A 14,193-nucleotide genomic window follows, 5' to 3' on the forward strand; every position below is an offset into this window, starting at 1 on the left:
GACGCGCGGGTGCGCCGACGGGTCGCAAACGAAGGGACGGGCGGCTGACGCCACGACCGAGGTGCTCGATCTCCCCCCAGATCTTCGTGTTCCCCGCTTGCACACTATCGCGGCGGATGCCCGGAATGGGGGAGGAATGCGCGGATTCGCGGGCGAGTGCGGCGCGTCGAGGCGGATCCCGCGTCGGGGGGTGCCCCGCCCGATATGTTGCAGGCAACGAAGTGCCGATGCGCGATGAGGGGAACCGCAGTGCGGGTGCTCCGCCGGGAGCGAATGCCGCGAATGCCGCGGATGCCGCGCCGGCCCTCGAAGGGGGACCTCATGTGGTGGAACCGGAAACGGGAGCCTGAGCCGGCGCCGGCCGCGGGCGAGCCCGGCACGGCCCCGCCGGCGATCGCCCACCGCACCGCGTTCATCCTGCTCGGGCTGGGTGGTGCCGCGGTCGCGTCGTTCGGCATCGCCGCGATCGGGTCGATCTTCACCGCGGCGTTCTTCGCGCTCGTGCTGACGATCTGCGTGCACCCGATCCGCACCTGGATGCAGGGTCGCGGCGTGCCGCGCGGCGTCGCGACGGTGTCGGTGCTCCTCGCGGTCGTGCTGCTGCTCGGTGCGTTCGCGGGGGCGCTGTTCCTGTCGTTCGCCCAGTTCTCGTCGCTGCTGCCCTCGTATCTGCCGCAGCTGCAGGCCGCGCTGGCCGACTTCGGCGCCTGGCTCGAAGCGCTCGGCATCGGCGCCGAGCAGGCGCAGCGCATCCTGGACTCGTTCGACCCGACGCAGGTGATCGCGTTCCTCGGGGGCGTGCTGGGCGGTGCGGCCGGGTTCGTCTCGTCGGCGGTGATCCTGCTCACCCTGCTCGTGCTGATGGCGATGGACTCGTCGTACGCGTCGCCGCTGCTCGAGGGCATCGGGCGCCGTCGGCCCTGGATCGCCGTCGGAGTGGGCCGGTTCACGTCGGGTGTGCGGCGCTACATGGCCGTGACGACCGGACTCGGCGCCGCCCAGGGCGTGGTGAACTGGATCGCGCTGGCGAGCATGGGCATCCCGGGGGCGCCGCTGTGGGGCATCCTCTCGTTCCTGTGCAGCTTCATCCCGAATATCGGGTACTTCATCGCGATCATCCCGCCGCTGGTGTTCGGCGCGCTGGTCGGAGGCTGGCCGCTCGTCGTGGCGGTGATCGTGGTCTACGGCCTCATCAACGGCATCATCCAGTCGGTCATCCAGCCGAAGGTGGTCGGCGACGCGGTCTCGCTCAGCCAGTCGCTCACGTTCATCTCGGTGCTGTTCTGGGCGGTCGTGCTCGGCCCGATGGGCGCACTGCTCGCGGTACCGCTCACGCTGCTGGTGCGGATGCTGCTCGTCGACACCGACCCCCGGCTGAACTGGATCAGGCCCGCCCTCGGCGAACTCGACCAGACCAAGCTCGAGATGCGCGTCGAGGATGCCGCGGCGAAGGCCGAACGCAAAGCCCGCAAGCCCCGCTGACCCGGCGGCCGGTGCAGGTGCAGGGTGCCTTTTTCAGGCGTAATGGGTCGGTTCGCCGTCGCGCCCGGCGTGTCTTCCTGAAAACGGTGCGGTTTCGGCGGGCGGTTCCTGAGAAAAGCATCGGGGCGGGATGTCTCGCTCAGGGCGCGACCGCCGGCAGGCGTCCGCTCGTGATCGCGTCGACGAGCGCCGCGTGGTCGCGTTCGGTGCGGTCGGCGTACGCCGCGGCGAACTGCACGAGTGCGCGCGCGAACGCGTTCCCGTCGCCGAGGTAGCCCGAGATCGTGGCCGCATCGCCGCCTCGGGCGTGCGCTCGTGCCAGCACGATGCCGCAGTACTCGGCGTAGAGCTTCATCGTCGACCGCTCCATACGCTCGGGCTCGGCCGAACCCTTCCAATCGCGGAACTGCCGCACGTAGAAGTCGCGCTCCTGCCCGTCGAGCCCCACCACGCGGGTGTAGCCGAGCAGCACGTCGCCGAAGGCCTGCAGCCGCCGCTGCCCGTGCACCACCCGCTCGCCCTGGTGCGCGTAGGCGCTGGGACGGTCGGGGGGCTCGAGCACCGACCGCTGCGCCTCCTTGGCCTGCAGCACGAGCACGTCGCGCTTGCCGTTGCCGGTGAGCAGCACCACCCAGGCGCGGGTGCCGACGCTGCCGACGCCGACGACCTTCAGCGCGACATCCACGACCCGGAACCGGTCGAGGATGCGCGCATGCGCCTCGGTGAGCGACGAGCGGTAGCCGAGCAGCATCGCCTCGACCCGGTCGATGCCGGTCGCCTGATCGATGCCGGTGTGCTCGGTGAGCTCGCGCAGCGGCACCAGCGTCGGCGCGTTCGTGCGGAACCGGTACGAGCCGCCGACCTGGTCGGCAAGCCGGGCGACGGCGTCGGCGCTGTCGCGCTGCCGGGTCTTCGCGATGCCCTTCACCACGCGCTCGGCGACCTCGGGTCGCAGTTCGCCGCGCACCCGGGCGATCATCGCGTCGGCATCCAGCCGGGCGGTCGCCATCTCGAGCACCGGCGTGCGGGATGCCACATCGATCGCCTCGGCGTAGGAGGTCAGGAGACGGGAGATGATGCGGGCGCGCTGCTCGGGCGCGAACCCGCGGGCGCGCCCCGCGAGTTCGAAGCTCGCCGCCATGCGCTTCACGTCCCACTCGAAGGGCCCGACGGCCGTCTCGTCGAAGTCGTTCAGGTCGATGAGCAGCGAGCGCTCGGGTGAGGCGAACAACCCGACGTTCGACAGGTGCGCGTCGCCGCAGAGCTGGGTCTCGATACCCGTGTCGGGCGCGGCGCGCAGGTCGTCGGCCATGATCGCCGCAGCCCCCCGATAGAACGCGAACGGCGACGCCGCCATGCGTCCGTGCCGCAACGCCAGCAGGTCGGGCAGCCGGGTGCGCCCTTGGGCCTCGATGACCGCGACCGGGTCGCGACCGTGCTCGTCGGCGGACGACTCGGCGTTCGGCTCGGCGTTCGGCTCGGCGTGCGCCTCGTGCGGGAGCCGATCGCGCACCGCGGCACCCGCGGCGCGGCGCTCGGACCTGGTCGGGCGATGCGCACCCAGACGGGCGATGCTCGCGTCGGCGGACGCGACGGTGTCGGTCATGGTCGGACTCCTCTCGATGCGGGTCGTGGAGCCGCGTCGGCACCCGGCGGGCTCGGAGCATCCGCCTCATCGACCGTGATCGCGTTCACGAATCGGATGAACACCGTGATCCAGCCGAAGATCAGGCTGAAGGCGACGAGCTCGAACGCCGTGAGATTCCAGTACCCGATCGGCGCATAGAGCAGGAACCCGCCGATCAGCAGCGCGAACGCGGCGTAGCAGAAGACGAAGAAGCGTCGCGGCAGCCCGCGGAGGATCGCCGGCGACCCCAGCACCATCGCCGCGAACGACGCGGCCATACCCGCCGCGCAACCGTTGTGCAGGGCGATGCTCACGTCGAGCGGGAACAGCCCGACGCCGGCCAGCATCAGGCCGAGCACGACGAACACGATGCCGTAGAACCGCGGCGCCCACGCCCGTTCGAGCACGCCCCGCTCGGCCAGCGTCGTCAGGTCGCGGGTCAGGTAGAGCGAGAACGTGGTCACGAAGACGCCGGCGACGATGAGCGTGCTGTTGAACAGGAACGCCGAGAAGTCGTCGGCGGTGCCGAGCTGGCTGAAGTGGTACTCCCACCAGAGCGGGTCCTCGACGGCCGCGATGCTGCCCAGCGTCGCGACGGCCATGTAGGTCACCAGCAGCGTCGACATCTTCCGGGTCGTCATGGCCGCCGCCGACGAGTAGGCCAGGTAGCCCGAGAACCCCGCGGATGCCACGACCGCCAGTGTGCCGATGAAGGCGTCGACCTCGAGCCCCTCGAAGCTGCGCTGCAGCAGCACGAACACGGCGACGGTGAGGACCGCCGCGATCGCAGCGTGCACGGCCGCGACCGTGCCGATGTCGACGGCATCCTGCCAGGGCCGGATCCGGCGTCGCCACTCCTGCCCCGGCTGCCGGCGCGACCGCATGTACGCGGTGCCGGCCGCACCGGCGCTCGCCGCGAAGACGGCGATGCCGGCGACGACGCCCACCGACCGGCCGACCGCCCACAACGGCGTCAGGGCGCCGAGGAACAGCAGCAATGCGACCGCGCCCGAGACCGCGGCGCCGACCGTGCCGGCCACCACCGCCTCGGTCTCGGCGCGGACTCCGCGCTTCGCGCGAACCTCGGGTTCGACGCTGATCACTTCGGTGCCCGAACGCTGCATGCCGATCGCCCCCTCACGCCCGGCTCCGTGCCGCACCGTGCCTGCGGAACGGCCACGAGTCCAGCCGAGCCGTGTCACGGGGTCGGCTTGGTCTGACGCTATCGCGCAGCGATCGCAGGGGGATAGGGTCATCGTGTCAGAGGGGGAACGATGGCGGATTTCGAGTACGGTCCGGTCGACCTGTACGTGATCGGATTCGAGGGGGATCGGCTCGATGCCGACACCTTCGCAGCCATCGCGGAATTGGTCGACACGGGTCACATCCGGGTGCTCGACGCGATCATCGTGTCCCGGCACGAGGACGGCAGCATCGAGGTGCGCGAGTTCGAAGACCTGGGCGATGAGTTCGACGTCTCCCAGGTGACCTTCGAAGCCGGCGGCCTCGTCGGCGACGACGACATCGACGAGCTGGCCGAGGTGATCCCGCCCGGAACGTCGGGGGCGGTCCTCGCGATCGAGCTCGTCTGGGCGAAGCAGCTCGCGTCTCGGTTCGCCGCCGCCGGTGGCGTCGTGCTGCAGACCGAGCGCATTCCAGCGCCGGTCGTCAACGCCGTGCTGTCCGAGGCGGAGGGGGAGTAGTCATGCCCATCAGAAGAGTCGGTCGACCCGGACTCCTCGGGCTCGCAGCGCGCACCGCGGTCGTCGCGGGCACCGCCACGGCGGTGTCGGGCGGCATGCAGCGGCATCAGCAGCAGCGCGCGCAAGACGAGTACGAGCAGCAGCAGTACGAGGCTCAACAGCAGCAGGCGCAGATGCAGGCCGCAGCGCAGCAGGCGGTCGCCCAGCAGCAGGCCGCGGCGGCGGCCGGGCCGGTTGCGGCTGCACCGGCGGCTCCGGCCGCTCCGGCGGGCGGCGTCGACATCGTCGCCGAGCTCCAGAAGCTCGCCGCGCTGCAGCAGCAGGGCCTCCTGAGCGCCGACGAGTTCGCCGCCGCGAAAGCGAAGCTGCTCGGGTAGCGCGGAAGAGCGGGCGCAACCCCTTGTCCGGGCATCCGGTCGGCTTCCTACACTGAGTCATGACCGCGACGCTGCGAGGCCTGTCCACCGTTGTTCCGCCGACCGTGCTGGTGCAGTCGGAGGTGCGCGACGTCTACGCCGCGCAGCCCGGGCTGAATCGGCTCGCGCAGCGGATCCTCACGACCGCGTTCAACGAGTCGGGCATCGAGACCCGGCACACCGTGCTCGACGAACTCACCTGGGATCCGCGCGACGAAGAACCCGTGTTCTTCGACCAGGCCACGGGCGACCTGCTGCTGCCCGGCACCAAGGTGCGCAACGACATCTACACCGACGAGGCGTCGCGCATCTCCCTCGAAGCGGGCGCGGCGGCGATCGCGGCCACACCCGGCATCGAGGCATCCGATGTCACGCATGTGATCACCGTGAGCTGCACCGGCTTCTACGCGCCCGGCCCCGACTACGTGCTGGCGCGCGATCTCGGGCTTCCGGCGGGTGTGCAGCGCTACCACCTCGGGTTCATGGGATGCTACGCCTCGATCCCGGCGCTGCGGCTCGCGGCCCAGGTCTGCGACGCGGATGCCTCGGCCGTCGTGCTCGTCGTCTCGGTCGAACTGTGCACGCTGCATCTGCGCAGCTCGAACGACCCCGACACGATCGTCGCGTCCTCGCTGTTCGCCGACGGCGCCGGAGCCGGCATCGTGACCGCGCGGCCGCTCGAACCGGGTGAGCGCGGCTTCGACCTCGATAGGTTCGCGACCCGCATCACGCCCGTCGGCGAGGGCGATATGGCGTGGAAGATCGGCGACCACGGCTTCGACATCGGCCTCTCGCCGCAGGTGCCGCACATCATCGGCGAGCACATCACGGGCGCGCTCGAGCCGCTGTTCGCGGGCGACGCTTCGCTCTCGGGCGCGTTGGAGGCGGATGCCTCGGGCGAATCGATCGCGCACTGGGCGATCCACCCCGGCGGGCGGAGCATCCTGGACCGCGTCGAGGCCCGGCTCGCGCTGCGCGAGGATCAGTTGGTGCCGTCGCGGTCGACGCTGCGCGACTTCGGCAACATGTCCAGCGCCACCGTGCTGTTCGTGCTGCGCGGCATCCTCGACGGGGTGGGTCCGGTCGCGGCGGTCGACGGCGAGCGGGTCGCGGCGATGGCGTTCGGGCCGGGCCTGACCGTCGAGTCGGCACTGCTCACGGTGCGGGGCTGAGGGCGCGCGCCGTGGCATCCGCTCGCTTCCTCGCCGAGCGCGACGCCGACGCGCGCGAGCAGATGGACGCGTCCGACGCCGACCCGCGCCTGCTCACGCGCACCTACGCCCGCTTCGCGCTGGTGAACGCCGTCGTGTCGGGTGCGCGCGACGTCTACCGGCGCTGGGTGCGGCCGCGCCTGTCGCCCGTATGGACCTCGCGGCTGCTCGACATCGGCACCGGCGGCGGCGACCTGCCGCGACGCCTGCTGCGCTGGGCCGCGGCCGACGGGCTGCGGCTCGAAGCGCTCGCGATCGACCCCGACGAGCGGGCGATGGCGTTCGCCACGTCGCAGCCCGCGATGCTCGGGTTGCGGTTCGCCGCGACGACGAGCCGCGCGCTCGCCGACGCCGACGAGCGGTTCGAGTTCGTGGTGTCGAATCATGTGCTGCACCACCTGAGCGGCCGGGAGTTCGGGGCGTTGCTCGCCGACTCCGAGCGGCTGACGGCCGCCGGCGGGGTGGCGGTGCACGGCGACATCGAACGGTCGCGGCTCGGGTACGCGGCGTTCGCCGTCGGCACCTGGCCGTTCGCGGGCAACCTGCTCGCCGACTCGTACATTCGCGCCGACGGGCTGACGTCGATCCGGCGCAGCCACACCGCGGCCGAGCTCGCTCCGGCGCTGCCCGACGGCTGGCGCGTGCGCCGGGCGTTTCCGTCGCGGCTCGAGATGGTGCGCGAGGAGTGGCCGTGAGGGGCCGCCGGCCTCCCGCACCACGCGGCGGCGCTCCCGCCGGCCCCGCCGACGGAGGTCGATTTGCGCGACCGAGGTCTTCCCAGGTCGGCCTCGGTCGCACAAAGCTGCCTCGGTCGGGCGACGATCAGCGCTACGACGTGGCGATCGTCGGGGGCGGGCCGGTCGGACTGCTGCTGGCGTGCCTCGGCGCCGCGCGCGGGCTCGACGTCGTGGTGCTCGAGCGTCGCAGCGAGCCGTCGGGGTCGTCGCGGGCCATCGGCATCCACCCGCCCGGGCTGCGAGTGCTCGACGCCGCCGGCGTCGGCGCCGCCGTGCGCGAGCGGTCGACGCCCATCCGCGACGGCGTCGTGACCTGCGAGGGCCGCACGCTCGGGCGGATGCGGTTCCGCGAACCGGTTCGGGCGCTGCCGCAGCACGAGACGGAGGCGCTGCTCGAGGCGCGCCTCGCGTCGCTCGCACCCGGCGCACTGCGGCGCGGCGTCGCCGTCACGGGCTGGCGCGATCGCGGCACCCACGTGGAGCTCGCGGTCGCCCCGGCCTTCCCTCCCGCCCCCGCCCCTGCCGCCCCCGCCCCTGCCCCCGCCGCCCCCGCCCCTGCCGCCCCCGCCCCCGCCGCCCCCGATGGAGCCGCATTCGCGTCATCGAACCGGGTTCGGGACGGGTTCCATGACGCAAGAACGGTTCCAACGTCGGGGACGGGCGCGAGGACGGGCGCCGGGACGGGCGCGGGGACGGGGACGGGCGCCGGGACGGGCGCCGGGACCGGCGCGGGCGTGATCGCGGCGACCTACCTGGTCGGCGCCGACGGGGTGCGCAGCACCGTGCGGCAGGTCGCGGGCATCGGCTGGCGTGAGCGCCGCGGGCGGGCCGAGTACGTCATGGGCGACAGCGACGACACCACGGATGCCGCGACCACCGCGCTGTTGCACTTCGAGCCGTCGGGGGTGGTCGAGTCGTTCCCGCTGCCGGGCGGGCGCCGGCGCTGGGTGGCGTGGGTGCGGCGGGCGCCGACTCCATTGGACGCCGAGGCGCTCGCGACCATCGTCGACGCGCGCGCCGGGGCATCCGTCGATCCGTCCTCGGCGAGCGAGCCGAGCGCGTTCACCGCGCGGCAGCACCTCGCCGACCGGTTCGCGAACGGACGCGTCGCCCTGGTCGGCGACGCGGCGCACGAGGTCAGCCCGATCGGCGGGCAGGGCATGAACCTCGGATGGCTCGACGCGCAGCACCTCGTTCGCGATCTGGCCGGTGGGGTCGCCGAGGGCGGGGTGCTCGACGCGTTCGTCGCCTACGACCGAGTGCGGCGCTCGGCGGCGGCCCGCGCCGTGCGCCAGGCACGGTTCAACATGCGAATGGGCGCGCCGACCGCCGGTGCGCGACTGCGCGGGCGAAACGCGGTGGTGCGCGTGCTCGCGGTGCCGCCGTTCCGGTCGCTTCTGGCGGCCGCGTTCACGATGCGCTGGCTGTGAGGCATCCGCTGGGCGAGGAGCGCCCGCCGAAGTCGGACGCGTCTCGAGACCCGGTGAGATGGCCGGCCGGGCCGGTCGCGTGCGGGGTCGCGATACGGTCGCTGCGCTCCCTGCACGACCGGCGGGGCCTCGGCGGCGGGGGTCAGTCGACCCGGGTCAGCAGGAAGAGCGGGATGAGCCGGTCGGTCTTCGCCTGGTAGCCCGCGTAGTCGGGCCAGGTCTCGTTCGCACGGGCCCACCAGAGGGCGCGCTCGGGGCCGGGTTCGAGCTCGCGCACCGCGTAGTCGTGCTTCTCGGCGCCGTCCTGCAGCTCGGCGAGGGGGTGGGCGCGCAGGTTCGCCACCCACTTCGGGTGCTCGGGGGCGCCGCCCTTGGACCCCACGACCACGTACTCGCCGTCGTGCTCGACGCGCATGAGCGCGGTCTTGCGCAGCTTGCCGCTCTGGACGCCGAGCGTGGTGAGCACGATGATCGGGCGGCCCTGCAGCGTATTCGCCTTCGCGCCGCCGGTCGCCTCGAACTCCTCTGCCTGCTTGCGCGCCCAACTCGACGTGCTCGGTGCGTACTCCCCCTGCAGCGGCATGCGTGCTCCCTCTGGTTCGACGGTCGGTTCTGCGGCAGATTAACGAGGGATGCCCCGAGGGCATTCCTCGCGACATCCCATCGGATGCCGCGGATCGACCCGAGGGGGCACCATGACCGAGCCCGGCGCCGCGATTCCGCTCGCCACGTTGCCGAACCTGCGCGACCTGGGCGGGTGGACGACCGCCGACGGCCGGCGGATCCGGCTGGGCGAGGTGTACCGGTCGACCGAGCTGGGACGGGTCGACGCCGACGATCTGCGCCGGTTCGCCGAGCTGCGGGTGCGCACGATCTTCGACCTGCGCACGGCCGTCGAGCGCGAGGCATCGCCCGACCGGGTGCCCGACGGGGTGCGCGACGAGGCGCTCGACGTGCTCGCCGACGCGGGGGCGGGGGCCGCGCCGGCCGAGCTCATGAAGATCGTCTCCGACCCGGCTTCGGCCGATCGACTGCTCGGCGACGGGCGGGCGCAGGCGCTCTTCGCCCAGGCGTACCGGCAGATCGTCAGCCTGCCCAGCGCGCTCGCGTCGTATCGGCGGCTCTACACCGAGCTCGCCGAGCCGGCGAACCGGCCGGCGCTGTTCCACTGCACCACCGGCAAGGATCGCACCGGGTGGGGTGCTGCGGCGCTGCTCAGCTTCCTCGGCGTGCCCGAGGAACTCGTCATCCGCGACTATCTGCTCACGAACGAGCAGCTGCTGCCGGCGCTCGAGCCGGTGTTCCAGCAGTTCGAGGCGGCCGGCGGCGATCGCGCGCTGCTCGTGACCGTGCTCGGGGTGGAGCGCGACTACCTCGAGACGGCGTTCGACGAACTGCACACCAGGTTCGGCGACATCCAGGGCTACTTCGACGAGGGGCTCGCGCTCGAGGCATCCGTGCAGCAGGCCCTGCGCGACGCGCTGCTGGAGTGAGTGCCGGGCCGCGCGCTCAGCCGAGCGGCGCGCGGGAGCGGGCGGCGTTCGTGCCCCGGCTGGGCGCTCGCACCGCGAGCGTGCCGGGCGTCACCCCGTAGCGTCGGCGGAACGCCGCGATGAACGCGCTCGCGTTGGCGTAGCCGACGGCGCGTGCTGCGGTGAGCACGCCCTCGCCGTGCTCGATGCGCCGGCGCGCGAGTGCGAGGCGCGCGTTGACGCGCCAGTGCTGGAAGCTGAGGCCGGTGTCCTTCACGAAGTGGCGCTGCAGCGTCTTGCCGCTGGTGTGCACGCGCGCGGCCCAGTCGTCGAGCGATTCGTGCGTCGCAGGGTGCTCGAGGATCGCGCGCGCGACGGTGCGGGCGCGGCTGTCGGCGGGCAGCGCGGGCATGTCGGATGCCTCGGCTGCGACGACCAGTTCGTGCGCGGCGCGGCGCGCGGCGTCGAGGGCGGATGCCTCGGCGAGTCCCGGCTGGAGCAGCGCGCGTGCGCACAGCTCGAGCGCGGGGGTTCGGGCGATCAGGCGAGCGGATGCGACATCCGGTCGCTCTTCGTCGGCGTCATGCGGGCCCGACAGACCGTCGGGGAACAGCAGCGGGAACACGATCGAGTCGGGCCGAGGGATCACCGTGTGCTCGACGCCCGCGGGGATGACGAGGGCTTGGCGGGTGTCGACGATCCAGCGCTGCCTGTCGACCTCGACGGTGCACGAGCCGTCGACCACCCACGTCAGCTCGTCGACGTCATGTCGGTGCGTCGTCTGGTCGCGCAGGCGCACCGCGCCGAGTGAGGCGTTCATCGTCGCCGTCATGCGCCCACCCGTCGAAGTCGTCCGCTCACCGTCATGCCATGTCCGATTGTAGGCAGCGAGTCAGGTTAGGCAAACCTAAGCTTTCTGCGATGACCGATCTCGCTGCTCGCCCTGCCGCTCGCCCCGCCGCCCCGATCGCGGCCCGCACCGACGCTCCGGTCGCGTCCCGCGCCGTCCAGACCGTCATGCACCCGCTCCGCGCCCGCCTGCTCGAGGTGGCCGCGACCGAGCGCATCGGCCCGCGCATGCAGCGCATCACGCTCGCCGGCGACCAGCTCGACGCGTTCCCGTTCCCCGCGTTCGCCGCCGGCGACCACGTCAAGCTCGTGCTGCCCGACCCGGTGACGGGGCGCATCCCGCTGCCCGGCGTGCGCGACGACCGACTCGCGATGCCGGGCGACGCCGACCCGATCCTGCGCGACTACACCGTGCGGGCGTACAGCGCCGACGGGCTCGTGCTCGACTTCGTGCGCCACGACCACGGCCCCGCCGGGCGTTGGGCGATCGCGGCGAAGGTCGGCGACCCGATCGGCGTGCTTGGCCCACGCGGCTCGCACCTCTACCCACGCGACTACGCACGCTACGTGCTCGTCGCCGACGAGACCGCGCTGCCCGCCGTCGGCCGCTGGCTCGACGAACCCGGGTGGACCGCCGAGGTCGAGGTGTTCGCCCTCGCCGCCGAGGCGGGCGAATACCCGCTGCCCGTGCGCCCGCGGACCCGCGTGCACTGGCTGGAGCATCCGATCGGCCCGAACCGCGCCGACGTGCTGGCCGAGGTCGCCGGCCTCATCGCCGACCTCGACGACACGTTCGTCTGGGCCGCGGGCGAAGCCGGGTCGCTGAAGCCGTTCCGGCGCGCGCTGCGCGCGGCCGGCGTGCCCCGCGAAGCATCCGACATCGACGGCTACTGGAAGCTCGGCACCGCCGGGCTCGACCACCACCTCCCCGACGAGGACTGACCGGCGCCGCGCCCCCGCGCGGCGCCCACCGAGCTCACCGACGAGCGCACGCCCACGCGGCCGCCCGCTCGACGGGCGCGCCTCGGGCGAGCGCGCCCCGCGGCATCCGTCGCACCCACCCACCGAGAGAGAGCAGAACATGCCTGCACACTGGAAGTCCGTCGCGGCCGCGGGAGTCGCCGCCGTCGCGCTCCTCCTGACCGGATGCTCCGGGCCCTCCGCCGCCGAAGAGGCGCCGAACACCGCGGCCGACGACGGTGCCTGGCCCCGCACGATCGAGCACGTGGGCGGGGTCACCGAGATCCCCGCGGCGCCCGAGCGCATCGTGTCGACCTCGCTCACCCTCGCCGGCACGCTGCTCGCGATCGACGCGCCGATCGTGGCGACCGCCACCACCACGCCGAGCGCGATCACCGACGAGAACGGGTTCTTCAGCCAGTGGGCCGACGTCGCCGTGGAGCGCGGCGTCGAATCGCTGTACCCGAACCTCGAGTTCGACGAGGAGGCCGTCATCGCCGCCGACCCCGATCTGATCGTGGTGTCGTCGAGCGGTGCCGACTCGACCGCCGACGAGCTCGAGGCGCTGTCGGCGATCGCGCCCACCATCGTGCTCGACTACGGTGCGAACACCTGGCAGCAGCTCGCCGCCGTGCTCGGCGAGGCGACCGGGCACGAGGACGAGGCCGCCGACGTCGTCGCGTCGTTCGACGCGCACGTCGCCGAGGTCGCCGACGCGATCACCGTGCCCGACGGCACCGCGAACGCGATCGTGTGGAACGGCACCGAGAACCCGACCGCGTTCGCGAAGCCGGGCAGTGCGCACACCGAGCTGCTCGAGTCGCTCGGCTTCGTCGTCGAGGGGGCACCCGACGAGTTCGACACGAGCGAGCAGCCGCGCAACGACTTCGCGTTCCTCTCGATCGAGAACGTGACGACCGCGCTGACCGGCGACACTGTGTTCCTGGTGAGCGGCGGCGACGAGACCGCCGAAGACCTTCTCGCCACCGCGGTGCTCGCGACCGCGCCGGCCATCGCCTCCGGATCGGTGGTGTCGCTCGGGCCGACCTCGTTCCGCATCGACTACTACAGCGCGTCGCAGATCGTCGACATCGTGGAGTCCGAGTTCGCGTGAACCTCGCCCCGCCCGCAGTGATCGCCCCGTCGGCCGTGCGCCGGCGGGGCGGCCTGCGCGGGGTGCGCGGGCTGGGTGGGCTGGGTGGCCTGCGCGGTGTGCGCGGGCCGCGGCGGCGGCCCGTGGTCGCGCTCGTGATCGGGCTGGTGCTGCTCGCGGTGCTCGCCGTCGTGAGCGTGCTGGTCGGGACGCGCGGGATCGACCCCGCCGTAGTGTGGGCCGCCGTCGTCGACTTCGACCCGACCGACGACCGCCACCTCGTGGTGGCTGAACTCCGGCTGCCCCGCACCGCGCTCGCCGCGCTCGTCGGCGCCGCGCTCGGGGTGGCGGGTGCGGTCATGCAGGCGCTCACGCGGAACCCGCTCGCCGAACCCGGCATCCTCGGCGTGAACGCGGGCGCCGCCGCGGCCGCCGCCACCGGCATCGCCGTCTCGGGTGCCGCATTCGGCGGGATGCCGGGGGGAGTGTTCGGCACGCTCGCCTTCGCGTTCGCGGGCGCCGCGGTGGCGTCGGTGCTGGTCGCCGCACTCGGCGGGATGTTCCGCACCGGTGCCGACCCGATCCGGCTCACCCTCGCCGGCGCCGCCCTGTCGGTCGTGCTCGGTGCGTACACCAACGCGCTGCTGTTGAACTTCCCCACGGTGTTCGACACGTTCCGGCACTGGGCGGTCGGTTCGGTGCAGGGGCGCGGCCCCGAGCTGGTGCTGCCCGCGACCCTCGTGATCGTGCCGACGCTGCTCGTCGCCTGCCTGCTCGGGCCGTCGTTCAACGCCATCGCGCTGGGCCGCGAGCTCGGGCGTTCGCTTGGCGCCGACCCCCGGCGCGTGCTGTCGGCGGGCGCGGTGATCATCGTGCTGCTCGCCGGAGGCGCCACCGCCATCGCCGGGCCGATCGTCTTCGTCGGGCTCGCGGCGCCGCTGGGCGTGCGGCTGCTCGTCGGCCCCGACTACCGGTGGATCCTGCCGCTGTCGGTCGTCGCCGCCGCGGCGCTGGTGCTCGGATCCGACATCATCGGGCGGCTCATCCTGCCCGGCGCCGAGGTCGAGACCTCGATCGTGACGGCGCTGATCGGTGCGCCGATCTTCATCCTGCTCGCTCGCCGACGCCGACTGATGAGGCTCTGATGGCGCACCCGATCCCCGCGCACTCCACGCCCGCCGATCTCGCGGATCAGGAATTCCGACGCGACACG

General features: G+C 72.9%; 14 protein-coding genes. 10 read left to right on the forward strand and 4 right to left on the reverse strand.

All coding sequences use genetic code 11. From position 1 onward, the window contains the following. Positions 1-321: 321 nt before the first annotated feature. The gene (locus tag FLP10_RS09655) at positions 322-1,482 is read left to right on the forward strand and encodes an AI-2E family transporter (RefSeq protein WP_149160668.1); all 1,161 of its coding nucleotides are present in this window, start codon (positions 322-324) and stop codon (positions 1,480-1,482) included. 139 nt (positions 1,483-1,621) lie between these two features. On the opposite strand, the gene FLP10_RS09660 is transcribed toward FLP10_RS09655, so the two are convergent. Further along, positions 1,622-3,088: a DUF2252 domain-containing protein gene (locus FLP10_RS09660; RefSeq protein WP_149160669.1), complete on the reverse strand. Its 1,467-nt coding sequence runs from the start codon at positions 3,086-3,088 to the stop codon at positions 1,622-1,624. Beyond that, positions 3,085-4,233, reverse strand: coding sequence for a DUF998 domain-containing protein (locus FLP10_RS09665; protein ID WP_149160670.1), 1,149 nt, complete (start codon positions 4,231-4,233; stop codon positions 3,085-3,087). The genes FLP10_RS09660 and FLP10_RS09665 overlap by 4 nt, the downstream gene beginning before the upstream one ends. 150 nt (positions 4,234-4,383) lie before the next feature. On the opposite strand from FLP10_RS09665, the gene FLP10_RS09670 reads away from it, so the two are divergent. The 5 genes from FLP10_RS09670 to FLP10_RS17700 all read left to right on the forward strand — a co-directional run bounded on the left by FLP10_RS09670 (position 4,384) and on the right by FLP10_RS17700 (position 8,606). Then, positions 4,384-4,812 carry a DUF6325 family protein gene (locus tag FLP10_RS09670; protein ID WP_149160671.1) on the forward strand — a complete coding sequence of 143 codons (429 nt, stop codon included), beginning with the start codon at positions 4,384-4,386 and terminating at the stop codon, positions 4,810-4,812. A gap of 2 nt (positions 4,813-4,814) precedes the next feature. Next, positions 4,815-5,189 (forward strand): SHOCT domain-containing protein, encoded by a 375-nt coding sequence (locus FLP10_RS09675; protein ID WP_149160672.1) that lies wholly within the window; start codon positions 4,815-4,817, stop codon positions 5,187-5,189. A 59-nt stretch (positions 5,190-5,248) separates the two neighbouring features. Beyond that, entirely contained in the window at positions 5,249-6,400 is a 1,152-nt protein-coding gene (locus tag FLP10_RS09680) for a type III polyketide synthase (RefSeq protein ID WP_149160673.1), read from the forward strand. A gap of 11 nt (positions 6,401-6,411) precedes the next feature. After that, positions 6,412-7,134 (forward strand): methyltransferase domain-containing protein, encoded by a 723-nt coding sequence (locus tag FLP10_RS09685; RefSeq protein ID WP_246149981.1) that lies wholly within the window; start codon positions 6,412-6,414, stop codon positions 7,132-7,134. A gap of 140 nt (positions 7,135-7,274) precedes the next feature. After that, positions 7,275-8,606: an FAD-dependent oxidoreductase gene (locus FLP10_RS17700; protein WP_168209156.1), complete on the forward strand. Its 1,332-nt coding sequence runs from the start codon at positions 7,275-7,277 to the stop codon at positions 8,604-8,606. 142 nt (positions 8,607-8,748) lie between these two features. Here the strand turns inward: FLP10_RS17700 and FLP10_RS09705 are convergent, their stop codons facing one another. Beyond that, complete coding sequence (locus FLP10_RS09705) at positions 8,749-9,189, reverse strand: nitroreductase family deazaflavin-dependent oxidoreductase (RefSeq protein ID WP_149160674.1); 441 nt, start codon at positions 9,187-9,189, stop codon at positions 8,749-8,751. A 112-nt stretch (positions 9,190-9,301) separates the two neighbouring features. On the opposite strand from FLP10_RS09705, the gene FLP10_RS09710 reads away from it, so the two are divergent. Continuing rightward, complete coding sequence (locus tag FLP10_RS09710) at positions 9,302-10,099, forward strand: tyrosine-protein phosphatase (RefSeq protein WP_149160675.1); 798 nt, start codon at positions 9,302-9,304, stop codon at positions 10,097-10,099. 16 nt (positions 10,100-10,115) lie between these two features. Here the strand turns inward: FLP10_RS09710 and FLP10_RS09715 are convergent, their stop codons facing one another. Next, a complete protein-coding gene (locus FLP10_RS09715; RefSeq protein WP_149160676.1) occupies positions 10,116-10,910 on the reverse strand; it encodes a helix-turn-helix domain-containing protein in 795 nt (264 codons plus the stop codon). A gap of 89 nt (positions 10,911-10,999) precedes the next feature. On the opposite strand from FLP10_RS09715, the gene FLP10_RS09720 reads away from it, so the two are divergent. From FLP10_RS09720 to FLP10_RS09730, 3 genes are all read left to right on the forward strand, one after another. Next, on the forward strand, positions 11,000-11,869 hold the full coding sequence (locus FLP10_RS09720) for a siderophore-interacting protein (RefSeq protein ID WP_168209157.1): 870 nt from the start codon (positions 11,000-11,002) through the stop codon (positions 11,867-11,869). Between the two features lie 139 nt (positions 11,870-12,008). Beyond that, positions 12,009-13,001, forward strand: a complete 993-nt coding sequence (fepB, locus tag FLP10_RS09725; RefSeq protein ID WP_149160678.1) for a Fe2+-enterobactin ABC transporter substrate-binding protein — start codon at positions 12,009-12,011, stop codon at positions 12,999-13,001. Then, positions 12,998-14,125, forward strand: coding sequence for a FecCD family ABC transporter permease (locus FLP10_RS09730; RefSeq protein WP_210418371.1), 1,128 nt, complete (start codon positions 12,998-13,000; stop codon positions 14,123-14,125). Before fepB ends, FLP10_RS09730 begins: the two co-directional genes overlap by 4 nt. Positions 14,126-14,193: the final 68 nt, after the last annotated feature.

It is taken from the genome of Agromyces intestinalis, from assembly GCF_008365295.1.
GTDB lineage: Bacteria > Actinomycetota > Actinomycetes > Actinomycetales > Microbacteriaceae > Agromyces > Agromyces intestinalis.